Source organism: Janthinobacterium sp. NFX145, assembly GCF_049810325.1.
Classification (GTDB): domain Bacteria; phylum Pseudomonadota; class Gammaproteobacteria; order Burkholderiales; family Burkholderiaceae_D; genus Janthinobacterium; species Janthinobacterium rivuli.
In genome coordinates, this window is record NZ_CP187360.1 from 2,313,858 (window position 1) to 2,337,814 (window position 23,957).

Annotated in this window: 19 protein-coding genes; 13 read left to right on the forward strand and 6 right to left on the reverse strand. The window is 62.4% G+C overall.

What is annotated here, in order from left to right:
- Nucleotides 1-43: 43 nt before the first annotated feature.
- Genes ACPJXG_RS10335 through tssF form a run of 5 tightly spaced genes read right to left on the reverse strand, consistent with a single transcriptional unit; the run spans nucleotide 44 to nucleotide 7,651 of the window.
- The gene (locus ACPJXG_RS10335) at nucleotides 44-1,966 is read right to left on the reverse strand and encodes an esterase/lipase family protein (protein WP_425254164.1); all 1,923 of its coding nucleotides are present in this window, start codon (nucleotides 1,964-1,966) and stop codon (nucleotides 44-46) included.
- The gene (locus ACPJXG_RS10340; RefSeq protein ID WP_425254165.1) at nucleotides 1,963-4,560 is read right to left on the reverse strand and encodes a type VI secretion system Vgr family protein; all 2,598 of its coding nucleotides are present in this window, start codon (nucleotides 4,558-4,560) and stop codon (nucleotides 1,963-1,965) included. Before ACPJXG_RS10340 ends, ACPJXG_RS10335 begins: the two co-directional genes overlap by 4 nt.
- Nucleotides 4,561-4,572: 12 nt before the next feature.
- Entirely contained in the window at nucleotides 4,573-4,860 is a 288-nt protein-coding gene (locus tag ACPJXG_RS10345; protein ID WP_425254166.1) for a PAAR domain-containing protein, read from the reverse strand.
- The gene (gene tssG, locus ACPJXG_RS10350; protein ID WP_425254167.1) at nucleotides 4,857-5,846 is read right to left on the reverse strand and encodes a type VI secretion system baseplate subunit TssG; all 990 of its coding nucleotides are present in this window, start codon (nucleotides 5,844-5,846) and stop codon (nucleotides 4,857-4,859) included. Before tssG ends, ACPJXG_RS10345 begins: the two co-directional genes overlap by 4 nt.
- Nucleotides 5,846-7,651 (reverse strand): type VI secretion system baseplate subunit TssF, encoded by a 1,806-nt coding sequence (gene tssF / locus ACPJXG_RS10355; protein ID WP_425254168.1) that lies wholly within the window; start codon nucleotides 7,649-7,651, stop codon nucleotides 5,846-5,848. The genes tssG and tssF overlap by 1 nt, the downstream gene beginning before the upstream one ends.
- On the opposite strand from tssF, the gene tssK reads away from it, so the two are divergent.
- From tssK to ACPJXG_RS10415, 12 genes are all read left to right on the forward strand, one after another.
- Nucleotides 7,598-9,175, forward strand: coding sequence for a type VI secretion system baseplate subunit TssK (gene tssK / locus ACPJXG_RS10360; protein WP_425254169.1), 1,578 nt, complete (start codon nucleotides 7,598-7,600; stop codon nucleotides 9,173-9,175). The two genes, tssF and tssK, sit on opposite strands and share 54 nt — an antisense overlap.
- Before the next feature lie 158 nt (nucleotides 9,176-9,333).
- Nucleotides 9,334-12,411 carry an ATP-binding protein gene (locus tag ACPJXG_RS10365; RefSeq protein ID WP_425254170.1) on the forward strand — a complete coding sequence of 1,026 codons (3,078 nt, stop codon included), beginning with the start codon at nucleotides 9,334-9,336 and terminating at the stop codon, nucleotides 12,409-12,411.
- 2 nt (nucleotides 12,412-12,413) lie between these two features.
- Complete coding sequence (locus ACPJXG_RS10370) at nucleotides 12,414-14,573, forward strand: sensor histidine kinase (RefSeq protein ID WP_425254171.1); 2,160 nt, start codon at nucleotides 12,414-12,416, stop codon at nucleotides 14,571-14,573.
- A 175-nt stretch (nucleotides 14,574-14,748) separates the two neighbouring features.
- The gene (locus tag ACPJXG_RS10375) at nucleotides 14,749-16,953 is read left to right on the forward strand and encodes a two-component system response regulator (RefSeq protein ID WP_425254172.1); all 2,205 of its coding nucleotides are present in this window, start codon (nucleotides 14,749-14,751) and stop codon (nucleotides 16,951-16,953) included.
- Between the two features lie 137 nt (nucleotides 16,954-17,090).
- Entirely contained in the window at nucleotides 17,091-17,957 is an 867-nt protein-coding gene (locus ACPJXG_RS10380) for an urease accessory protein UreD (RefSeq protein WP_425254173.1), read from the forward strand.
- A gap of 25 nt (nucleotides 17,958-17,982) precedes the next feature.
- Nucleotides 17,983-18,285 (forward strand): urease subunit gamma, encoded by a 303-nt coding sequence (locus tag ACPJXG_RS10385; protein ID WP_034751936.1) that lies wholly within the window; start codon nucleotides 17,983-17,985, stop codon nucleotides 18,283-18,285.
- Nucleotides 18,286-18,306: 21 nt separating this feature from the next.
- A complete protein-coding gene (locus ACPJXG_RS10390; RefSeq protein ID WP_425254174.1) occupies nucleotides 18,307-18,636 on the forward strand; it encodes an urease subunit beta in 330 nt (109 codons plus the stop codon).
- Nucleotide 18,637: 1 nt separating this feature from the next.
- Nucleotides 18,638-20,338 carry an urease subunit alpha gene (gene ureC / locus ACPJXG_RS10395; protein WP_425254175.1) on the forward strand — a complete coding sequence of 567 codons (1,701 nt, stop codon included), beginning with the start codon at nucleotides 18,638-18,640 and terminating at the stop codon, nucleotides 20,336-20,338.
- Nucleotides 20,339-20,351: 13 nt separating this feature from the next.
- Nucleotides 20,352-20,876, forward strand: coding sequence for an urease accessory protein UreE (gene ureE / locus ACPJXG_RS10400; RefSeq protein WP_425254176.1), 525 nt, complete (start codon nucleotides 20,352-20,354; stop codon nucleotides 20,874-20,876).
- Entirely contained in the window at nucleotides 20,876-21,556 is a 681-nt protein-coding gene (locus tag ACPJXG_RS10405; RefSeq protein ID WP_425254733.1) for an urease accessory protein UreF, read from the forward strand. Before ureE ends, ACPJXG_RS10405 begins: the two co-directional genes overlap by 1 nt.
- 23 nt (nucleotides 21,557-21,579) lie before the next feature.
- On the forward strand, nucleotides 21,580-22,218 hold the full coding sequence (ureG, locus tag ACPJXG_RS10410; protein ID WP_034783159.1) for an urease accessory protein UreG: 639 nt from the start codon (nucleotides 21,580-21,582) through the stop codon (nucleotides 22,216-22,218).
- A complete protein-coding gene (locus ACPJXG_RS10415) occupies nucleotides 22,215-22,775 on the forward strand; it encodes a HupE/UreJ family protein (RefSeq protein WP_425254177.1) in 561 nt (186 codons plus the stop codon). The genes ureG and ACPJXG_RS10415 overlap by 4 nt, the downstream gene beginning before the upstream one ends.
- A 4-nt stretch (nucleotides 22,776-22,779) precedes the next feature.
- Here ACPJXG_RS10415 and ACPJXG_RS10420 read toward each other — a convergent pair whose 3' ends face one another.
- Complete coding sequence (locus ACPJXG_RS10420) at nucleotides 22,780-23,391, reverse strand: 1-acyl-sn-glycerol-3-phosphate acyltransferase (RefSeq protein WP_425254178.1); 612 nt, start codon at nucleotides 23,389-23,391, stop codon at nucleotides 22,780-22,782.
- Between the two features lie 249 nt (nucleotides 23,392-23,640).
- Between ACPJXG_RS10420 and ACPJXG_RS10425 the strand changes: the two genes are divergently transcribed.
- Nucleotides 23,641-23,862, forward strand: coding sequence for a hypothetical protein (locus tag ACPJXG_RS10425; RefSeq protein WP_425254179.1), 222 nt, complete (start codon nucleotides 23,641-23,643; stop codon nucleotides 23,860-23,862).
- Nucleotides 23,863-23,957 lie beyond the last annotated feature (95 nt).

Below are 23,957 nucleotides of genomic sequence, written 5' to 3' on the forward strand. Positions count from 1 at the left end.
AGAGATATGAAAATTATTAAAATATATTTAATAAAAATCGATTTCATTTTTTATCCCAATTTGCTAATTTTGCAATTTGAATTATGGAGTAAAGCATAGATGCAAGCACGTTTTTGTTCAAGTAACTATTTTGGTGTTCATAGCCGCTACCATCTGCTAATCCATGACGAAAAATATTTCCTGTAATATGGCGGGCAGACCGGATTGCTGGAACTGTTTCATCTCCAAGCTCTTTTGCAGGCTGCAACTTGAGTTTTAGTATGCGTGATCCAGTTTGAACGGTCAGGATTCCTTTTGCATCATCGTTGATTAGTTTCCATTTCTCTGCATGAGGAGGAGTAAATTTCTTAAAAAAATCTGTCAGTCCACCACCCATGCCATCAGTAACTTTGAAGATTACCTCGCCATAAGACAGGTAGTCTTTTGATTCGCAGTAACTAGCGTATGTTTGTTTGTGGAAGTATTTTTCGATGGAGTGTGAAAATGCAAAAGCATCTTTTATTCGCTGGGTTACATTTTTTAGTCCGCCACCTTTTTCATGGGAAATGTTTGCTGGATTTACCCACATTGGATTAATTAGACGCCACCAATTACTGCTTGGTCGTAGATAAATGCTATCGAGTGCGTTCTGACCTTCTTGCGGCCAGCTCCATAAAATTCGATCTTTGTCGTCCACGACTTTGAGCCAATTCGCGCCGTAGGCAACGCTCGGCATCATTTCCAATGCAGCTGGAGCATTTGCTACCATTGCAGTTGCATGCTCTCCGTTAATTCCCAAAACTTGTGCCGTCTTTTTATTGAATGGGTCAGATTTTTCCAGAAAACCGAAGCGCATACGTTTATAGGCGCTTGCCGCACCTATCGACGGCATGACGTTATGATAGACGCCAAGTACTTTTACTTCCTTGTCGTTAACAAGATTTCCATAACTTGGATGCATTAAGGTGCGTGCAAGCAGACCTCCCATGCTATGTGTGACGAGAATGACCTCTTCGCATTTGAATCCGCAGCCCACATAGCCTTTGACAAGTCCACGTATCCGCTCAGCGATGACACCGGCGGAGATAGCATTGCTCTGCAAGAAGTTGTAGCCCATGGCGTGAACAGGATACCAGCATGGAGATATTTTTTTTAGATCAGCCTCGGTAATTGCAGCGCCGGATGTGGCACCGAAGGCGCTGGGTGCTTGTAGCACTAATTTTGAAATTTCAGGATATGGACCTTGATTTTTCTTGGTATGAATATCTCTTATCTGCCAATGCGGAAGAATATTTTTTTCTCTGATAATGTTATTCATGAAAAATTCGGCAGTCTTTAGCATTTCACCATAAGCCCCAATAAAAAGTATCTCGCTCCAGCCGCGCCAACGTGCAATTTGTGCCGGTGTTTCACGCAAGGCTGGGGGTAAGCTGGTATCTACTATTCCTGGAATGTTGTACTTTGCATTCTCTTTTATTTTTCTTGGACTAATAGCAATCAATGGCGGCACTCCAGCAAAATCATGCGGAATGTTAGTGTGACGAAAATCGGAAAGTCCTGTGAGGCTGCCACTAGGTTCAAATCTTCCTTGACTTGTGCTGTAAATATAATATTCGACCTCGGTTTCATTTGGGTCAAGGGCCATCTGTCGATCTCTCGGTGATGCATTTTTATACCATCCACCTATGCCATAACCTTCTACGACACTCCATTTTCCGGCCACGCTCATCATGTCATCTGGCCGCCAAGAGATGTTATCGCTTTTGTCCAGCTCTTTCTGGCGTACCTTGCTCATGCGTAAATTACTACCCATCACGCCTGGTAAAAAGATGATAGGAATTATTTTTCCTGGGGGAATAGTTACGTCATGACGGATCGTGTCGTTGATTTCTGTCATATTGACGGTGTATTCAGCCCACCCACCAACAGTCTGCCGAAACTCGCCTTGATGATTGCCATGCTCATTCAAATCCGTATCGTCATTCATGGAAGTTCTCCCTTATAGCGTATTGTGTAGCTATCCATACCGTCTCCTTTCTGTACTGGGGTGTGCCCGTCACTGCTACTCTTTTCACAGATTCTGTGGCCATCTTCGCGTATTAACTCAAAAGCTATATCGGGAGCTGGTGTACCATCGACTTGCAGCAGTCGAACGGCCTGATCAAAACGCGCTACTGGCCTCTCATTAAATTCCTGCGACACGCTCTTCGGCGCCAGGGTTTCCAGGTTGCCGTTGAAGAGCACAGGGGAAGAGGTGAAGAATTGCACCTTGTCGCTGATTTCCAGCATGTGGTTGGCGCCGTGCAGGCGTATGCCTTTCTTGCCCTTGATGTTGACCCAGTCCGCTTCGCTGATCAGTGACAGCACTTTCTGGGCGAGGATTTCCACTTCGTCGCTGTGGGCCTGGATGGACACCTTGCCGCTGGCCGCGATCAGTTTCATGCCGGCCTTGTGCACGAACAGGCTGAAGGTGTTGGCGATGCTGGCAAACATGCTGTCGCCGCTGGCGAGTGAAATATGCTTGCTGCTGCTGAGCGCCACATGCTCGCTGGCGGCCAGGTGCATGGACTGGGCCGTGCTCAGCTCGATCCCGGCCGGACTGGCCAGCAGCAAATGCGCTTCGGACAGCTCGGGAAAATCGCCGCCGGCGCCCTTGATCGCGGCGTTTTGCCGCTGGATGGACTCGGCGACGGCGCCCTGTTGTGCTGCGCTGTCTTGCGCACCCGCGTCAACTGCCATGCCGGCCAGGTCTTGCTGCAGCTGGCGTGCCTGCGCCAGGCGGGCCTGTGTTTCGTCGAGCTGCTTGACTGATCCCGTTCCTGTTGATGTTTCTGTGGTGATCAGCATGCCCTTGGCTGCGCGCAGGGCGCCCCAGGCGTTGCTGGCCAATTCAAAACCGACGCCGCGCGCTTCCTTGCGGCCGGCGTTGTCGTCGATGCGGGTGATGTTGCCCAATGAAAGGCGGCTATCCTGGTGCTCGCTGCGCAGCTGTGCCTGGATCGCGCCCTTGGTATCGTCGAGCACCAGGTGGTTGGCGCTGCGGGCGCCCAGTTCGCGGCTGCGCAAGCCGGACAGGGCGCGCTGCTGCGGCAGCTGCCACGGCGGCGGATTGGCGCTGTTGTAGACCACGCCGATGACGATGGGATGGTCGATATTGCCGTCCTGGAATTGCACGACGACTTCCTGGCCCACGCGCGGCAGGGCGATCTGTCCCATTTGCGGCCCCGCCATCGGCATCATGACTCGTATCCATGGCGAGCTGCGCTCATCGAATTCGCCCAGGCGGTCCCAGTGAAATTGCAGGCGGATGCGTCCCAGCGCATCGGTATGGATTTCCTCCCCGGCTGGCCCGACCACCAGCGCCGTCTGCACCCCGGCAACCACGCACGGCGTGCTGTTGTAGCCGCGTCCCGGGCGCCAGCGGATGTCCCGGCGCACGCACACCAGTTTGTTCGCATAGTGCGAGGGCGCGCTGGGGCCAATCTGATAGTTATTGCTGGCGCTATGCTCGGCTGACAAAATCAGGTATTCGCGTTCGGCAATACTGTCCGGACGCTCCTGGCCAGGCTGATAGCGTTTTTCCTCGGCGCTGAAATGGCCATCGAGCCGGAAACAAAGACCGGGTTGCGCGCCACGGTGATTGCCGGCCGCCTCGAAATACTGGCGCAAATGGTCGCTTTCTTCCATGCGGCGCTGTGCCAGAGACTCCCCATCATCGACATTCTTATAACCATAGGCACCCGTGTTTTCGTACAGTTCGTGGGCAAATACATCACCCTGGCGATTCAGGGAGTAGCCGCTGGCAAGGCGTGGCTGGGGATTTTTATAGTCGAAACTGGCCAGTGTCATTTGCCCGGAGCCGATCCGGCGCACGGCTTGCCACTGTTGCAAACCATCGTCTTCCATGGAGCCCGATTCGGAGTGAAAACGCATGGCGCCGTCGCCCGACACCGTGGCGATCATGTCCGCCAGGGTGCTGTTGTCTGCGAGCCACAAGGTATGGCCATCGGCGCGGTGTTCGTACCAGTAATGCCAGCCCAGCGCCTCCCAGCGCCGGTGCAGGTGGTTGTAGTCGGTTTCATTGTGCTGATTGGCGCAGGTGATTTGCGGGTCGTCGCCGTGGATGCTGGTTTTCCAGTCGCGCTGCTCGTAGTGGGCAAAGGTCGTTTCGGTCAACTGCATCACGCTTTGGCCATGAAAGGACACATTGTCCTGGCGCAGCCGGGCGAAGGCCAGCCATGGTTGCAGCACCATGCGGTACCACGCAAAGCCGCCATCGGCGCGCAGCAGGCAAAACTCGCCCACATAGCCGTTAAAGTAGCGCAGCGTGCCATCGTCGCGCACCATGGAAATGGTCGCCATGCGGCCCAGCATGGCCTTGAGCGCGATGTGCGCATCATCGGACAGCAGTTCGGCCTCGAAACGGAAGTCGCGCGACACCTCTTCCGTGCCGCTCAGCGAATTTACCAGCAGGATGGCGCCACCTGGTCCATCTGCATGGGGGAAGTCGATTTTCAGCAGGCGCCGTTCTTGCGCGGCGAGGTCGAAAGCCGACAGTGCCGCCTGGATGCTTGCATGCATGGCCTGCCTCCGTTAAAGCGATGTGATCAGATGGGCGCCACAGGCGGTGGCATCGCCGTCATAGGCGTAGGGCTTGCCCATGTGATTTGCGCCGGCGCCATCGGGCGTGATGGCAAAGCTGCCCTTGCACTTGGGGCAGAACGTGGTGTCATCGGCCAGCGCCGCCGTCTTCCCCATCACGGTAGTACCGGACGATGCGCTGGTGACCTTGCCGCCGTGATCGGTTGCGTCTCCAAGCCGGATGACGCCGCGTCCCGCATGTTTCATGCTTGCCTCGCTTTCCAGGGATGAACTGCTCAAGCCAGCTGCAGCAGATAACGCACTTCCGCGCCGCGGACCTTGTTTTGTGCTGTCTGCAAGAACGTCGTCCAGCCCAGGCGCCGTCTTTCTGACGGGGTGGCGCTCAGGAGCAGGGGGGTAATACATGGCGGACTCAGTATCAGCCGCACTTCATATTGCAAGTCCGGTACGCCAAACAGCGCCAGCATCTTTGCCAGCGCCGCCGCGCCTGCGCTGCGCGGCAGGAAGCGTTGCAGGCCAGCGGGATCGAGCGGGCCGATATGCAGGCATACGCGCATGTCCTGGCGCCACAGCCGCAGGCCAAGCGTTGCGCCGCGCGCCAGGGTAAAGTTGACGCTGCCGAGCAGGCTGCGGCGGTTTCTTTCCAGATAGTCCCAGCCACCGACAAATTGCTGCACGGTGACGGGGACGCCGCAGTATTCGGCCAGCACAGGGCCAATCGCCTGCGCGGAGACGGGGCGGCAGCGCAGCAGCCCCGCGTACCAGGCCGCGACGTCCTGCGTCACGGCATCAGCTTCGCCGCCCGGCGGCAGCGCAGCGCGCCGCACGCCGGCCAGTGCCATCAGCAAAGGCAGTTGTACATCCGTGGCCTGGGTCTGCAGCGTGGATTCCAGTCGATACTTTTCCCACGCCTGGTAATACAGCGTGAGCATGCGGTGCGAAAAGATATCGAGAAAGGCCGAGACGCCAGCGTCTTTGCTCGACAAGCGGTAGGCGGCGATGCGGTCCGAGTGGTGCAAGGGCAAGGTACCACCGACGCCCAGAAAACGCATGAACGTCGGTATCAAGGCCAGCTGTTCATTCTCGTCGAGCGAGAGCTGTTCGATTTCACTGGCGGGAAAACTCAAGGATACGCTGTTCTTGAAGCGTAACTCCTGACTGAAGGCTTGCGCATGGGACACGTTCTGACTACGTAGCCAGCACAGCAGAATGCGCACCGCCTGCACGAACTGGTAGCGGTAGGGCTCGGTCAGCAAGTGGTGCATTACACCAGATTCTGCAGGCCGCTTCTTGGTTTGCATCGGATCAGCTCCTCTCCGCTTTGCCCTGACAGCACCACCAGTTCGATGAAACTGTTGATTTGCACATACAGCCCAAGGAAGTGATCGATCACCTGCACAAACAGGTGCATGCTGGTGCCGACGAACGCCTCCTCGTCCAGCGTGATGCGCACCTCCACGCCATGCGCCAGCGAGGTGCCGCGCTTGTGCCGCAGCCATATCGTGGTCGGCGAGTGCGCCAGCGCGACGATGCCGCCGATCTGGCGTTGCGAGCTTGCCGATTGAGACTGGTCATACAGCGTCAGCATTTCACGCAGCGCCGGCAGGCCATCCTGGACCAGCGCGTGATGATTCAGCGTCAGGTGCGAAATCAGGCGCCAGTGCAGGCCCGCGCCCTGTGAAAAGCGCCGCGGCTGGCTGGAGCGTCGCAGCATGTGCAGTGCGGGTCCGCCGCCGCACGGTTGCAAGTCTCCTTGCGGCTGGCCATACTTGAGCGACAGCGGAAGGTCACGGTTGCTGCACGTCAGCGACAGCGACAAGCTGGCTTTTTCGTTGATCAAGGGATTGAAGTCGCTGTCGACCAGCGTGATTTTCTTTTCGTGGCCAGGACTGTTGATGGCCAAAGCCATGTCGTGGCGCACGACCCAGTAGTGTCCTTGTTGCGCCGTACCTTCGCCATGGCGCAGGCTGTACAGTGGGCGAAATTCGGTCAGCGTGCTTTCGCCTCCACGTTGGCGCAGCAAACGCACCGCATCGACAGTGACGACTTCGTAGCCATGGGCATGGGTCGCATGGGCCAGCACGGAGTAGTCGGTTTTCTGCTGGGTGACGGCGATTGGCACGCCTTCCTGGCGGAAGAGATTGACGGCAGGACTGCAGCCCAGCCTCAAGTTGTCGCTGGAAATGCTCGACAGCATGCGCGCCGCAGCGCAATCGGGCCGCAAACCGGCCATGCACAGATGCAGGGTAAAGCGCTGGCAACCAGGCGGCAGGGCCGCACTCAGCGCCGCGATATCGATGTCGAAGAAATTGAATTTTTCCGGATACGCAAAATATTCGCTCAGGATGCGGTAGGCCGGCTGCGAGCGGGCACCGAACGGTATCAAGGCATCCGTGTCGGCGAAGCCGACGGGCGTCAACGGCACGGCGGGTAACGCCATCCATTGCACCGCGTCGATGGACACAAAAGCGCAGACTGCATGCAAGAACAAGGCATCGCGCAAGGCGGCGGAAAAAGAAGCCTCGCCATCGATGAAGACGCGCAGTGACGCGGGCGCCGCGTCGAGATGCCGGATGCCAATGTTCAGCGAGGAACTGGCTGATACGGGCAGGCGCACGCCTGGCGGCGGCTTGATCATCGCATCGAAAACCGTGCTTTCCAGTACCGATGCGCCTGTCGTCATGGCGTAGACCGTCTTGAAGCGGCAGCGCACGCCGCGCACAGGCGTGGCGTCCATTTCGCTGCCGGCCGGCAGGTGCGCTACACCCGTTCCAGCCGCCGGGGCGCACTGGTGCACGATGGTGCACGATGGAAATGGACGTAGATAATGCGGGAACAGGGCTTCGAACAAGGCTTCGGTAAATTGCGGATAGTCGTCATCGAGCCGTTTCGAGATGCGTGCCGCCAGCATGGCCACCGATTCGATCAAGTGTTCGACGTGCGGATCTTCGCAAGACTCGCCGGACATGTGCAATTTGCCGGCGATTCTCGGATAGCGTTCGGCAAATTCACGGCAATGTCGCCGCAGCATCACCAGCTCGCGTTCGAAATACGGCAGCAAGTCCTCCATCTCGATCTTTCCTGTGTCTTCACGCGGAATGGCCAGTATCCGAGCGTTTGCTCCAAGGTAAATTGCGTTTGCGCAATAATTGAGCAGGGTTGCTGCGCAACATCAAGGACTTTCAAGCTGGCAACATCAGACTGGCAAGGCAGCATGATTCCAACGGTCAATATGGAGAACGCCATGACATTGCCATCCAAATTACTGTGGTCCGAGGGGCTGGCCATCGGCCCCCAGCAATTCCAGCAGCTGGACCGCTACCATGAAGCGCGCCTGCAACGTCTGGCCTCACTCATCAATCCACATTTATGGGGCGTGCATGGCGTCAGCTGGAATGCGGATGCACTGGCCAACAATAGCCTGCGGGCGGACGCCATGTCGCTCGTCTTTCAGGATGGCGAACTGTTTGACGCGCCGCTTGGCGATGTCTTGCCCGGTGCCGTTGACCTGTCCAAGCTGCCTTCCAGCGAACATAGTTTTACGTTTTATGCCGCGCTGCCCGCGCTGCAGGCACACGGCGGCAATGTGAGCGCTGCCGGCGCGCGCTATGTCCAGGCGGATATCGAAACCCCGGATTTGTACAGCGAGGCAGTCAGCATCGACGTGGCTTACCTGAAGAAACGCGTGTATCTGCTGTCGCAACTGGATCCCCTGAACGATTACCTTGCCATTCCGGTGATCCGTTTGTACCGCGCCGGCAATGGCGGCTTTGAAATCGATGCCTCCTTCATTGCGCCGGGCCTGACCATCAGCGCCGAGCCTTCGCTGCAGAAAATGCTCGAGTCGCTGATCGACCGCATGGGCGCGAAAATCGAGGCGCTATACAGCCGCCACCGTCAGCCCGGCAAAAATACGGTGGAATTTCATGGCGGTGATGTCTCCTCGTTCTGGATGCTCAACACCTTGAGCACGGCCAGCGCCACGCTCAGTCATTGCGCCAGTTACCGGCGCCACCACCCCGTATATTTGTTTGAAAAACTGATGGCGTTGGCCGGTGGCTTGATGACGTTTTCGAAAAAATACACATTGAGCGACTTGCCGGCGTATTGTCACGACGACGCGGCTCCCGGTTTCGGCAAGCTCGATGGCATCATTCGCGACCTGATCGATACGGTGCTGCTGTCGCGTTACTTCCCGATTGCATTGTCCAACGACACGCAACAGAACACCCACTATCACGGCTTGCTCGATGCCAAGCGGATTGACCGCCAGACCGAACTCTGTCTTGCTGTCAACGCCGATATGCCGGCGCTGGAACTGGTTGCCACGGTGCCGTTGCAGTTCAAAATATCCTCTCCGGACAATATCGAACTATTGCTTGGCCGGGCACTTCCGGGCGCCGAGTTGCGCCATATGGCCCAGGTTCCTTCAGAAGTGCCGGTGCGGCCCAATACGTATTACTTTTCGATCGACAACAAAGGCAGTATTTATGACAGCATGATCAAGGCCCAGGCGATTGCGATTTATGTGCCATCCGGGATAAAAGGGCTGAAGCTGGAACTGTTCGGTATCAGTGGCGCCGCCGCGCAATGATGGTGGGTGTTGCGAGCGGGTTTCTTGTCAAAAGATTGCCCTAAGCAATAGACTTGCCCCTGCAGTTGACGTTATCATGTTTTTGTAAGTGTCGGTGGCTGAGCAGTCGGCGCCTGGTTGAAACATGGTGACAGCGAGAGTGAGCATGGGCATGGCGAATGATGCGTGATGTGCCTGGCGGCGCGATGGGCAGGGCAGCGGTGCGCCGCTGTGGCCGCGCATTGCTGCTGGCGTTGTGTGTTGCCGCGGCCCCTGCCGCCGTGCCGGCTGCGACGCCGGCCACGGCCACGATCGCTGCGGCGCCGCACCAGGGTCAGCGCGTGCTGTTTCTCAACGCTTACGATTACGGCCGCGCTGGCGTGGAATCGTACACGCGCACCTATGTGGCCGCCATGGCCGCCGCGGGCCTGGCCAGCGAAGACATCATGGTCGAGCACCTGAACCTCAATACCCAGGGCGACCCGGCGCTGCGCAACGAGATGCGGGATTTGTTGCTTTTAAGATACACACAGATGATGGGGCGCAAGGCCGACCTGATCATCGCCATGCAGCAGCCGGCGCTCGATTTTTTGCTGTCCGACCTGGCGCCGCTGGCGCGCGGCGTGCCTGTGCTGGCGATTAACACCTCTGGCAAGGCTTTGCCGGCCGGCAGCCCGCTGGCCATCTGGCAGCAAAAGGCAAACGTCGATTTTCCCGGTACCCTGGCGCAAGCGATGGCGCTGTTCCCGGAAACGAAAACCATCGTCATGGCCGTCGGCGCCAGCGAGGCCGACCAGGCCTTGAAGCGCGGCATGCAGCAGGCGGCGCAGGCGTGGCAGGGCAAGGTGGCCATGCGCTATCTCGATGACCTGACCCTGGCGCAGATGCGCGCGACCGTGGCGCACCTGCCCGCCGATACGCTGCTGGTGGCGGGTAACGTCAACCGCGACGTGGACGGCGCCATCGCCACGCCGGTGCAGTTTGCCGGCGAACTGGCGCGGCTGGCGAATGTGCCCGCCTTCGGCATGTACAACACGAACGTGGGAAAAGGCATCATCGGCGGCTCCATCCTGCACATCGAAGGCGCTGCGCAGCAGGTGGCGCAGATGTCGCTGGCCGTGTTGGCCGGCAAGGCGCCTGCCGCGCCGGGCGCCTTGCTGCCGCCGGTCCGTCCGGTGCCCATGTATGACTGGGAACAGCTGCAGCGCTGGGATGCGGACTTCAGCCGGCTGCCGCCGCACACCCTGTTCTTCAACCGCCCGCCGCAGCTGTGGCACGAACACCGCGTCGCCGTGCTGTCGGTTGGCGCCGTGTTTCTCGCCATGGCGTGCATGCTGAGCGCCCTGCTGCTGCAGCGCCGCCGTCTGCGCCGCGCCGAGAGCGACGCGCGCGAAAGCGAGCAGCGCTTCCGCATTCTCGTCGAACATGCGCCGGAAGCCATCGTCGTGTACGACCTGGACCTGGACCGCTTCATCGATGCCAACAGCAGCGCGCAGCGCATGCTGGGCATGTCGCGCGAAGCGCTGCTGGCGCGCGGGCCGTTCGACCTGTACACGGGCGAACAGCCCGATGGCCTGCCGCTGGGACTGATGATGGAAGAGCATCTGCGCCGCGTCATGCTGGGTGAACCGATCCTCGTTGAACGCAATGTGCGGCGCGCCGACGGCAGCATCTTCCCCTGCGAAGTGCGGCTGGTGCGCTTGCCGATGGAAGGGCGGCGCCTGGTGCGCAGCGGCATCGTCGACATTTCCGAGCGCAAGCACAGCGAGCAGGAGCTGCTCGGCTACCGAGATCACCTGGAAGAGCTGGTGCAGCAGCGCACGGCGGCTCTGTCGGTGGCCGTCACCGAGGCCGAATCGGCGAACCGCGCAAAAAGCGTTTTCCTCGCCAACATGAGCCACGAATTGCGCACGCCCTTGAATTCCGTGATCGGCTTTTCGCAGATGATGGCCGATTCGAGCAGCATGTTCGAGGAAGAAAAGCATAACCTGGCCATCATCAACCGCGCCGGCCACCATTTGCTGACCTTGATCAACGATATCCTGGAATTGTCGAAAATCGAGGCGGGCCGCATGCAGCTGCAGGCGGGTCCCGTGGACTTGAACGGCTTGCTCGACGAGGTGCTCGAAATGGTGCGTATGCGCTCCGGCGACCAGGGCATCGCGCTGCGGCTCGAACGTTCCGGCGTGCCGCCGCTGGTGCGCCTCGATGGCGCCAAGCTGCGTCAGGTGCTGCTCAATTTGCTGTCGAACGCGCTCAAGTTCATCGAGCAGGGCAGCGTGACCCTGTCGCTGGCGTGCCAGGCGGACGGCGATGGGCAAGTGGCGCTGGCGTTTGCCGTGCGCGATACGGGCAGCGGCATCGCGCAAGACGACCTGGAACGCATCTTTGAACCGTTCGTGCAGGCCGACAGCGCCGTGGCGCAGGCCGGCACGGGACTGGGGCTGACCATTTCGCGCGAATTCGTGCGTCTGATGGGCGGCGAGCTGCGCGTCGAATCGGCCCTGGGGAACGGCTCCGTGTTCCACTTCGACTTGCGCGCGCCCTGCGTGCAATGCCCTGCCGCCGCGCCGCTGGCGCCGGGCCGCGTGGCGCGCCTGCCGCCGGGCCAGCGCGGGCGCACGGTGCTGCTGGTCGACGATGACGACAACTGCCGCAAGCTGCTGGCCGGCTTGCTGGCGCCGCTGGGCTTCCAGCTGCAGGAAGCGGCGGGTGGCGTGCAGGCGCAAGCCATGCTGGCGGCGCAGCGCTACGACATCGTGCTCAGCGACTGGCGCATGCCGGACATGGACGGCCTGGCGCTGACGCGCTGGCTGCGCGCGCAGCCGGCGCTGGTGCAGCCGCGCCTGGTGATCATGACCGCTTCCGCCTTCGAGGAAGAAAAGCAGGAGGCGCTGGCGGCCGGCGCCGACGGCTTCCTGCGCAAGCCGATCGAGCAGGAACACCTGTTCGCCATACTGGAGCAGCAACTGGGCGTGCGCTTTCAGCGCACCGGCGCCATGCCGCCGCGCGTGCCGTCCGTCGCCTTTGACCTGCAGCAGTCGCTGGGCCAGCTGGGCGCGGACGAGCGTCAGGCGCTGCTCGAATCCGTGCAAGCCCTCGACTTGCGACGCAGCGCCATCGTGCTGGCCGGCGTGGCGACCAGCCTGCCGCAGCTGGCCGCGCATGTCGGCGCCATGCTGGAACAGCATCAGTATCAGCCGCTGTGCGCCTTGCTGGCGCAGCTGGCCAGTGAGCCGCAGGGCGAAGACGCATGACGATGCAGGCATCCAGAGGCGCGCGCCTGGGCGGCGTGTCCATCGTGCTGGCCGTCAGCGTGGCCTTGACCTTCGTCGTCACCGCGCTGCTGCTGGTGTTTGCCGTGCTGTTTTACCAGTCCGAACGCGAGCAGCGCTGGCAGCAGCTGCATCGCAGCCTGGCCGTGAGCGCGGACCAGCTGGCCGTGGCCATCGAACTACCCTTGTGGAATCTCGATGAAAAGCAGATGCAGGCCATCATGCGCAGCATGCTGGGCAAGCGCGACCTGGTGGCCAGTTCCCTGACGCCGGGCATCGGCAAGGAGGCGCTGGTCCTGCGCCGCACCGCGAGCGGCGCCATCGACAGTTTTTCCTCGCTGTCCGCGGAGCCGGGCTGGCTGGTGCAGCGGCGCCCCGTGACGATGGGCGGACAAGTCATCGGCAGCGTGGCCGTGTATGCGACGCCGGCGCTGCTGCACGCGCAGCTGCGGCAGCGCGCGCTGGGCATTGGCGCCATGATCGTGGCGCTCGACGTGATCCTGGTGGCCAGCATCTGGCTGCTCATGTGGTGTCTGATGCTCAAGCCCCTGAAGGCGATCGGCCAGTATGCGGCCGGCGTCCAGGCGGGGCAGGGAGAAGCATTCGGCACGCCGCCGAAAGCGTGGTTCCTGGGCGAACTGCGCACACTGTACCGCTCCATCCGCGACATGGTGGCGCTGCTCGACAGCCGTTACCGCGCCTTGCAGCGCAGCGAGGAGCGCGTGCAGATGGCCACCGGCGCGGCCAGCATCGGCATCTGGGACTGGAACGTCATCAACGATGCCTTGCAGTGGGACGAACAGATGTACGCGCAGTTCAAGGCCGATGCCGACAGCACGGTGGCGCCGGCGGCGATCTGGCGCGCGGCGCTGGTGCCGGACGACGTGCCGGCCGCGAAAGAGGCCCTGCGCGCCGCGCTGGACGCCGGCCAGGCTTTCACGCACGAGTACCGCATCCTGTGGCCCGATGGCGCCATCCGCTACATCAAGGCCGATGCCGTGATCTTCCGCGACGGGCGGGGCCAGCCCATGCGCCTGGTGGGCTCGAACTACGACATCACGGCGCATCGCGAGGCCGAACTGGAACTGCTGCGCCACCGCCATCACCTGGAAGAACTGGTGGCCGAGCGCACCAGCGCCCTGTCGGTGGCCGTCAGCCAGGCGCAGGCGGCGAACCGCGCCAAGAGCACCTTCCTGGCGAACATGAGCCACGAACTGCGCACGCCCTTGAATTCCGTGATCGGCTTTTCGCGCCTGATGGCCGCCTCGCCCAATATGCAGGACGATGAAAAGCGCAACCTGGCCATCATCCACCGCTCCGGCAATCATTTGCTTACCCTGATCAATGAAATCCTCGACCTGTCGAAAGGCGAGGCGGGGCGCCTGCATGCGCAAACGGCCGTGGTGGCGCTGGCGCCCCTGCTGCAGGAAGTGATGGACATGCTGGGCATGCGCGCCGAGCAGCAGGGGCTGGCCCTGCGCCTCGATTGCGCGGGCTTGCCGGCGGCCGTGGTGCTCGATGCGACGCGCCTGCGCCAGGTGCTGCTGAACCTGATGTCGAACGCCGTCAAGTTCGCCGGCGGCGGCGAGATCGCCTTGCGCGTGCGCGGCGAGCGGCGCGATGGCGGGCTATGGATGCTGTCGTTCGCCGTCAGTGACACGGGCATCGGCATCGCCCCGGAAGACCAGCAGCGCATTTTCGAACCCTTCGTGCAGGCCGACAGCGCGGGACCGAAGGATGGCACGGGCCTGGGCCTGGCCATCTCGCGCGAATTCGTGCAATTGATGAAAGGCGAACTGACGGTCGAATCGATGCCGGGGCAGGGCGCCACCTTCCGTTTCAGCATACCCGCGCAGGCGGCCGAGGCGCCCGTGCAGGTGTCCGTGCCGTTGCCAGTAGCGCCGGCGCCCGAGGCGCCGCCGGCACTGCGGGCGCAGGACTTGCTGCTGCTGGCCGGGGACGAGCGCGCGGCCTTGCTGGTGGCGCTGCGCGAATTGAACCTGGCCAGGGTGGCCCTGCTGCTGGGCGCCTTGCCGCCTGCAGCGGCGCCCGTGCTGGCGCCGCTGCAGGCCATGCTTGACCAGCATCAGTACCGCCAGCTGTGCGACTTGCTGGAGAGTGAAGGCGCGCTGGCACCCGCTTGAAAAGTGTGGGCTGACAACATCGGATTCGCTGAAAAGACGGACTAAGTGGCGCCGATGGATGGTGCTAAATTGCAATAAAGATTATGATGATAGTACGTAGTTCATCGCAAAGAAATGTCTTGTCCAGCGCGGCAGCCGATCGCCGCGCCTCATCCAAAGCTGAGAGAACTGCTACATGCACCGCGATTTTTCGGAAGTGAACTCGAAGGGCGAAGTACTGATCGTTGAAGATACGCCGGCTTCACTGAAACTGTTGAGCGATTTGCTGGGCGGCGCCGGTTATGCCGTGCGCCAGGCGCCAAACGGCGAACTGGCCCTGTGGACGGCCCAGGCGCGTCCGCCGGAGCTGATCCTGCTCGACGTGCGCATGCCGGGCCTCGACGGCTTTGAAGTGTGTCGCCGCCTGAAGGAGATACCGTCCCTGCGCCAGGTGCCGGTGATCTTCCTGTCGGCCCAGTACGATACGGACGACAAGGTGCGCGGCTTCGCGCTGGGCGCCGTCGATTTCATCGCCAAGCCCTTCCAGGCCGAGGAAATCCTGGCCCGCACCGACGCCCACGTGCGCTTGGCGCGGGCGCAGCTGCAGCTGGCGCAGGAACGCGCCAACCTGGAACGCAGGGTGGCCGAACGCACGGCCGAACTGGAACAGGTGGCCAGCACCCTGGCGCGCGAAGTGCAGATCCGCCGCGCCAATGAAGAATTGTTGCGCCTGTCGGGCCAGGTCTTCGAAGCGACCCAGGACGCCATCCTGATCACCGATGCTGCCGGCGTCATCGTCACGGCCAATCCCGCTTTTACCCGCATCACCGGCTACGCGGCGCAGGAAGTGGTGGGCACGGACATCATGCGCCTGCACGCCGAATACACGGGCGAAGCGGTGCTGCTGGCCCTGCGCCAGGGCTTGCGCAGCAGCGGCTGCTGGTCGGGCGAGGTGCAGACGCGGCGCAAGAGCGGCGACACCTATCCCTGCCTGCTCAGCGTCTCCACCGTGCACAGCCCCGGTGGCGCCGTCGTCAACTACATCGGCGTCTTCCTCGACATCAGCGAGCGCAAGGCCGAGCAGCATCTGATCGATTTCCTCTCCTACCACGACGCGCTGACGGGTTTGCCGAACCGCGTGCTGCTGCGCGAGCGTTTCGAACAGGCGCGCGCGAACGCGCAGCGCGACGGCCAGCAGGTGGTGCTGATGTGCCTCGACCTGGACCGCTTCAAGAACATCAACGATTCGCACGGCCAGGCCGTGGGCGACAAGGCGCTGCAAGTGGTGGCGCGTTTCCTGTCAGGCTGCGTGCGCGAGGGCGACACGGTGGTGCGCCAGGGCGGCGACGAATTCCAGATCCTGCTGCAGGACGACGCCCTGCTGGGACGCACCCTGGGCCTGGCGCAAACCATCCTGGCCGGCTTGCGCGAAGAACTCAGCGTCGATGGCGAGCGCCTGGCGCTGACGACCAGCATCGGCATCGCCATGTGCCCGGCCGACGGCGACAGCCTCGACGACGTGCTGCGCCACGCCGACACGGCCCTCGTGCGCGCCAAGGAAATGGGGCGCGACCATTACGCCTTCTTCACGGAGCGCATGGGCAGCGATATCCGCGCCCGCCTGGCGATGCAGCAGCAGCTGCGCGGCGCCATCGGCCGCGATGAATTCGAAGTGCACTACCAGCCGCAGATGTGCTTGCGCACGGGCGCCTTGCTGGGCGCGGAAGCCTTGCTGCGCTGGGATAACCCGGTGCTGGGCAAGGTGCCGCCGGGCCTGTTCATCGCGCTGGCCGAGGAATACGGCTTGATCACGGCCATCGGCGAATGGGTGCTCGAAAGCGTGTGCGCGCAAATCCGCGCCTGGCACGACGCGGGCCTGGGCAGCGTCAAGGTGGCCGTCAACCTGTCCGGCAAGCAGTTCGCGCAGGACCGCACGGTGCCGTTCGTCGAGGCGGCCTTGCGCAAATACGGCATCGCGCCCGCCTGCCTCGGCATCGAGATCACGGAAAGCACGGTGATGGGCGACCCGGACAAGGCGGTGGCGGCCCTCACGCGCCTGAAGGATATCGGCGTGGGCATTTCGCTCGACGACTTCGGCACCGGCTATTCCAGTCTCGGTTATCTGAAGCGTTTTCCCATCGACGTGCTGAAGATCGACAAATCCTTCGTCGACGACGTCACCACCAGCAGCAGCGACGCGGCCATCGCCCGCTCCGTCATCTCGCTGGCGCACAACCTCGACATGCGCGTTATCGCCGAAGGCGTGGAAACGCGCGCACAGGTCGACTTCCTGACGGAACACGGCTGCGACGAAATGCAGGGTTATTACTTCAGCCGCCCCCTGGCCGCCGAAGCCTTCACGGCCTTGCTGCGCGAACGGCGCACCCTGGCCGTGGCGTAAGAGACAGGCACTGCGGTGCGGCCGATGCACCATGCCGGTGCGTCCGCTGCAGCGCGGTGCACGATTCTCACTTTTCCTTCCCCTGACGCTGGCATATATCCTGCTTAGGTAATCGCTTATTTACGCGATTGCCCCGCATGCCAGACAGCACCCGTCCCGTCACGCCTTTACCAGCCAGCGCCCACAGCGCCTGGCAGGCGCATTTGCGCCTGGGCTTTGCGCTGCACGATGGCGTCAGCCGCCTCGTCGAGCGCACGCACAGCGGCCCCCTGCGCGTGCAAAAGCCCCTGTATCCGGAAGGCGACGCCGTCTGCCACGCCATCATCATTCATCCACCGGGCGGCGTCGTGGGCGGCGACCAGCTGGCCGTCGACGCCACGCTGGGCGAGGGCGCACACGCCTTGCTCACGTCGCCGGGCGCCGCCAAATGGTACCGCGCCAACGGCCATGTCTCGGGCCAGCACATCGTGCTGCGCGCCGGCAGCGGCGCGGCCATCGAGTGGCTGCCGCAGGAAAGCATCTTCTTCGACCAGGCCTGCGTGCGCCTGCGCCACGAGGTGGAGCTGGCGCCGGACGCCAGCTACATCGGCTGCGACATCGTCTGCCTGGGCCGCAGCGCCTCGGGCGAAATCTTCAATACGGGCAGCATCAGCCAGCAGGTGCGGATCCGCCGCGGCGGCAAGCTGCTGTGGTGGGAGCAGGGCGTGCTGGCGGCCGGCGGCGCGCTGATGGCCAGCCCGCTGGGCCTGGGGGGACACACCGTGTGCGCCACCCTGATCGCCATCGGCACGCCCGTTTCTGCCGCCGTGCTGGCGGCCGTGCGCGAGATCGCCGTGCCGGCCGGCGCCGCGTTTGGCGCCACGCACATGAAGTCACTGGTGGTGGTGCGCCTGCTGTGCGGCGACAGCGAGGCGGCACGCCGCGTCATGCTGGCCGCCTGGCAGTTGCTGCGCCCCGCCATGCTGGGACGCGACGCCGTCGTGCCCCGCATCTGGAACACTTGAACAGGAAAGAAGCACAAGGAAAAACATGGACCTGACTCCCCGCGAAAAAGACAAGCTGCTCATTTTTACGGCCGCGCTGCTGGCCGAACGTCGCCTGGCGCGCGGCTTGAAGTTGAACTATCCGGAAGCGGTGGCCTTGATCAGCGCGGCCATCATGGAAGGCGCGCGCGATGGCAAGTCGGTGGCGCAGCTGATGTCGGACGGGACAAAAATTCTGTCGCGCGCCGACGTCATGGATGGCATCGCCGAGATGATCCCCGACATTCAGGTGGAAGCGACCTTCCCCGATGGCAGCAAGCTGGTGACCGTGCACCACCCGATACCGTAGTCTTTTGAGAAGGAGCCCCTCATGACCCCAGGCGAATACCAATTGGAAGAAGGCGAAATCAGCTTGAATGCCGGGCGCACCACGGCCACCGTGTTGGTGGCCAACCGGGGCGACCGGCCGATCCAGGTCGGCTCGCACTTCCACTTTTTTGAAGTCAACCCGGCGCTGGCCTTCGAGCGCTGGCGCGCCTACGGCATGCGCCTCAATATCACGGCCGGCACCGCCGTGCGCTTCGAGCCGGGCCAGCAGCGCACGGTGGAACTGGTGGCGCTGGCGGGCGAGCGCAAGGTCTACGGCTTCAATGGCGCAGTGATGGGCGAACTGCAAGACACTCCACCGGGAAAGGATTGAGATGGCCAGCATTCCCCGCAGCGCGTATGCCGAAATGTTCGGCCCCACCAGGGGCGACCGCATCCGCCTGGCCGACACGGAACTGTTCATCGAGATCGAGCATGACTATGCGATCTACGGCGAAGAAGTGAAATTCGGCGGCGGCAAGGTGATCCGCGACGGCATGGGCCAGTCGCAGCGCTGTGCGGCCGATGTGATGGACACCGTCATCACGAATGCCGTCATCCTCGACCACTGGGGCATCGTCAAAGCCGACATCGGTCTGAAAAACGGCCTGATCTTCGGCATCGGCAAGGCGGGCAATCCGGACATCCAGCCCGGCGTCACCCTGGCCATCGGCGGCGCCACGGAAATCATCGCCGGCGAAGGCCTGATCGTCACGGCCGGCGGCGTCGACACCCACATTCACTTCATCTGCCCGCAGCAGATCGAGGAAGCCCTGATGAGCGGCGTGACCACCATGCTGGGCGGCGGCACGGGACCGGCAGTGGGCACGGCCGCCACCACCTGCACGCCGGGGCCGTGGCACTTGCACGCCATGCTGGCGGCTGCCGACGCCTTCCCGATGAACCTGGGCTTCATGGGCAAGGGTAATGTGAGCCTGCCGCTGCCACTGGAAGAGCAGGTGCGCGCGGGCGCCATCGGCCTGAAACTGCACGAAGACTGGGGCAGCACACCGGCCGCCATCGACAATTGCCTGTCGGTGGCCGACCGCATGGATATCCAGGTGGCGCTGCACAGCGATACCCTCAACGAGGGCGGCTTCCTTGAGCACACGCTGGCCGCCTTCAAGGACCGCACCATCCACACGTTTCACACGGAAGGGGCGGGCGGCGGCCATGCGCCCGACATCATCGCCGCCGTGGGGCAAGCCAACGTGCTGCCCTCGTCGACCAACCCGACGCGACCATTCACCGTCAACACGCTCGACGAGCACCTGGACATGCTGATGGTGTGCCACCACCTGGACCCGGCCATTGCCGAGGACGTGGCGTTTGCCGAGTCGCGCATCCGCCGCGAAACCATCGCCGCGGAAGACATCCTGCACGACATCGGCGCCATCTCGATGATGTCGTCCGACTCGCAAGCGATGGGGAGAGTGGGCGAGGTGATCATGCGCACCTGGCAGACGGCGCACAAAATGAAGGTGCAGCGGGGACCGCTGGCGCCCGACACGGCGCGCAGCGACAATTTCCGCGCCAAGCGCTACATCGCCAAGTACACGATCAACCCGGCCATCACGCACGGGATTTCGCACGTGGTGGGCTCCATCGAGGCGGGCAAGATCGCCGACATCGTGCTGTGGAAGCCGGCCTTTTTCGGCGTCAAGCCGTCGATGATTTTAAAGGGCGGCATGATCGCGGCCGCGCAGATGGGCGACCCGAACGCGTCGATTCCCACGCCGCAGCCCGTGCACTACCGCATGATGTTCGGCGCCTTCGGCGGCGGCCTGAAAAAGTCGTTTACGTTTGTCTCGCAGGCGGCCTACGACCTCGATATCGGGCATCAGCTGAAACTGAATAAATCCGTCATCGCCGTGAAGAACATGCGCGGCTTGCGCAAGCACGACATGATCCACAACAGCGCCACGCCGCACATGGAAGTGGACCCGGAAACCTACGCCGTGCGCGCCGACGGCCAGCTGCTCGTGTGCGAGGCGGCCGCCGTGCTGCCGATGGCGCAGCGCTATTTTCTATTTTAAGCAGGAGACAAGCATGCTGACTTTGCATACCAAATTAGGTCCCGACGATAATCGCGCCGCCGTTGCCCAACTTGTGCTGCCCTATGACCAGCGCGAAAAATGCCGGCTGCGCGCCGTGCTGTCGAATGGCGACGACGTGGCCGTATTCACCGTGCGCGGCACGGTGCTGCGCGATGGCGAGCGCATGACGGGGCCGGAAGGACAGGTGGTGCAGATCGTCGCCGCGCGCGAGCCGACTTACCTGGTGCGCTGCCTTGACGCGCATACCCTGCTGCGCTGCGCTTTTCATCTGGGGAACCGCCACACGCAGGCGCAGGTGGGCGATGGCTTTTTGCGCATCCGCAAGGACGTGGTACTGAAGGAGATGCTGGAAGGCTTGCAGGCGAGCGTGACGGAAGAAAGCGCGCCGTTCGAGCCGGAGGCAGGCGCGTATGGCGGCGGCCATGGCCACCACGACGGCCACGGCCAGCACTTGCTGGCGCCCGTGCCGCTGCGGCAGAAAATCCACCGTCCCGGCGATGCGCCAGGCGCTGCATGATGCAGGCGTCGGCCCTGCTGCACCTGCTGCAGTTCGCCAGTCCGGCCCTGCCGATCGGCGCCTACAGTTATTCGCAGGGTCTGGAAGCGGCGCTCGAATCCGGCCTGGTGAGCGACGCGGCCACGGCGCGTAGCTGGATTGCCGAGCATCTGGCGCAGGTGGTGGCGCGCTGGGAAGCACCGCTGTGCTGGCGGCTGATGCAGGCATTCGAGGAACAGGACTTGTGCGCCGTGCAGCGCTGGAGCGAGCGTTTCATCGCGTCGCGCGACACGGCGGAATTTCGCGCCGAGACCATCCAGATGGGCTATTCCTTGACCAAGCTGCTGGCCGAACTGGGCGTGGCCGATGGCGTGCTGATCGACATGCTGCAGGGCCAGCCCGAAGTGGCCTTGCCTACCGCGTATGCCTGCGCCGTGGCGGCGCTGGCCATTCCCCGCGAAGAGGCGCTGCTGGCGATGCTGTTCGCCTGGGCGGAAAACCAGGTGCTCGTCTGCGTGAAATCCGTGCCGCTGGGACAGGTGGCGGGCCAGCGCCTGCTGCTGTCGCTGCGTCCGGATCTGGAGGCGGCGGCGCTGACGGCGCAAACCTTACCAGACGACGAGATGGGCAACTGGGCGCCGGGCCTGTCGCTGCTGTCGATGCGCCACGAAGTGCAGTACAGCCGCCTGTACCGTTCCTGAACACAACAACGAGAGACCATACTATGACTTCGATCACTTCCAATCCGCTGCGCGTGGGCATCGGCGGGCCCGTCGGCTCGGGCAAGACGGCCCTGTGCGAAATGCTGTGCAAGGGCATGCGCGAGCGCTACGACATGGCCGTCATCACGAACGACATCTATACCAAGGAAGACATGGAAATCCTGCTGCGCGCCGATGCCTTGCCGGCCGAGCGCCTGATGGGCGTAGAAACGGGCGGCTGCCCGCACACGGCGATCCGCGAAGACGCGTCGATCAACCTGGAAGCCATTGCGCGCATGCAGGCAGATTTTCCCAACCTTGATTTGATCCTCGTCGAATCGGGCGGAGATAATTTGGCCGCCACCTTCAGTCCGGAATTGTCGGACCTGACGATTTACGTGATTGACGTGGCCGGTGGCGAAAAAATCCCGCGCAAGGGCGGGCCCGGCATCACGCGCTCCGACTTGTTGATCATTAACAAGACGGACCTGGCGCCATACGTGGGCGCCAACCTGGACATCATGGCGCAGGACGCCAAACGCATGCGCGGCGAACGCCCCTTCGTATTTACCAACCTGCGCAGCGGCGACGGCGTGCAGGTCGTCATCGATTTTATCCGTGAGCAAGGTTTGCTCGATCAACCAGGCAAGGAGCTGCAATGACTGCAAGACTGATGACAAAAACGGCCGCCGTGGCGGCCCTGTGCCTGCTGGCCATGCCCGCCATGGCCCACCCCGGCCATGGCGAGAGCATGGGCTTCCTGGCCGGTTTCGCCCATCCGTTTACGGGCATCGACCATTTGCTGGCCATGCTGGGCGTGGGCATTTGGGGCGGCCAGCAGCGTCGCGGGCTTGCGCAGCCCGCCACTTTTCTCGGCATGATGCTGCTTGGCGCGCTGGCCGGCATGGTCGGATTGACGGTGCCGGGGCTGGAAACGGGCATCGCTGCCACGGTGGCGCTGGTGGGACTGGCCATCGCGCTGGCGCTGGCCTTGCCGAACTGGCTCGGCATGGGACTGGTGGGCCTGTTCGCCTTGGCGCATGGCAATGCGCATGGCCAGGAATTGCCGGCCGCCTCGGCCGCCTGCGGCTTCATGCTGGCTTCGGCTATTCTGCTGTGCGCGGGACGTTTCATCGGCCAGGTGCTGGCCGAGCGCATGCTGCGTGTGGCCGGCGTGGCCTTGACGGCCGCCGGCGTGGTGCTGATGGGAGTCGCTTAATCGTTTAAGCGCCGGGGCGCTTGTCGGACAGCACGATGGGCGCCGCTTTTTCAGGATGCAAGCCCTGGTGGCCCGCATACACGGCGGCGATGGCGGCCATGTCGGCCTCCTTGTCGCCCGTCAGATACAAATGGTCGACGACGCCCAGCACCTTGTTCGGGTAGTCGATGTAGACCAGCAGCAAGGGTACCTTGGCGGCTACGGCCAGGTGATAAAAGCCGCTCTTCCAGTTCGGGCGGTAGCTGCGCGTTGCTTCCGGCGTGATGGCCAGCCAGTACCAGTCGGCGGCCAGCATGCGTTCCGCCTGGCGCTGTATCGTGCCGCTGGTGGTGCTGCGGTCGACGGGTTCGCCGCCCAGATAGCGCAGCACCTTGCCCATGGGGCCGCGGAACAGGGTATCCTTGGCCAGCCAGCGGAAGGGCAGCGACAGCGCCCATTTACCGAACAGGCCCACCATGAAATCCCAGTTGGACGTGTGCGGGTAGACGACGGCGATGCCGCGCGGCCCCGGCAGGGGGCGAAAGCGCAGGCGCCAGCCAAACAGCTGCAGCACGCGCAGCGCACTACGCTGGCGCCAGGTCGGCAAGTCGCCCGCTTGTACAAATAAATCGTCCATTGATACCCTTCAGTGACACTGTTCTTGATCGGATGGCGCTGGTGGCCATTTTCCTTGAAGCAAAATTCTGCGCAGGCATTCTATACGGGGCTGGCGATGGCGACAAGCAGCCGAGGCCGCTATCCATGCGGTGTCGGGGCGCTTGCTGTCGCTATTTTAACGAGGCTTTGCCGCTGTGTCGGGCACTAAATGCGCGCGATGTGGTCAAAACTTGATGCAGTGTTGATCCACGCGACAGGGAGCCATGGCATGAAAAACAGTATCGACGATGTAAATGGAGAGAAGGTGCGAACGGACAAAGTGATGGCCGAGCTCGTCGAGCGGGGCGTTGCTTTCCATCACACCCTGGGGCGCACGGTGGCGACAGCCTATTTGCGCGAGCACTCGGTACCGGTCGAGGTGATACGCCGGGTCTTCAGCAGCGTAAAAGCGCGTCGTCCGGCCAGGCCGGCACGGCGCCGATGGCGCTGAAGGTTGGGAAGCGGCGGCGTCAATAAAGCGACGGGCGCTGCGATCATCACGCAGTCAGTGCGCTGGTGTCGTTGCGTCCGCCGCCAGTGGGGAGA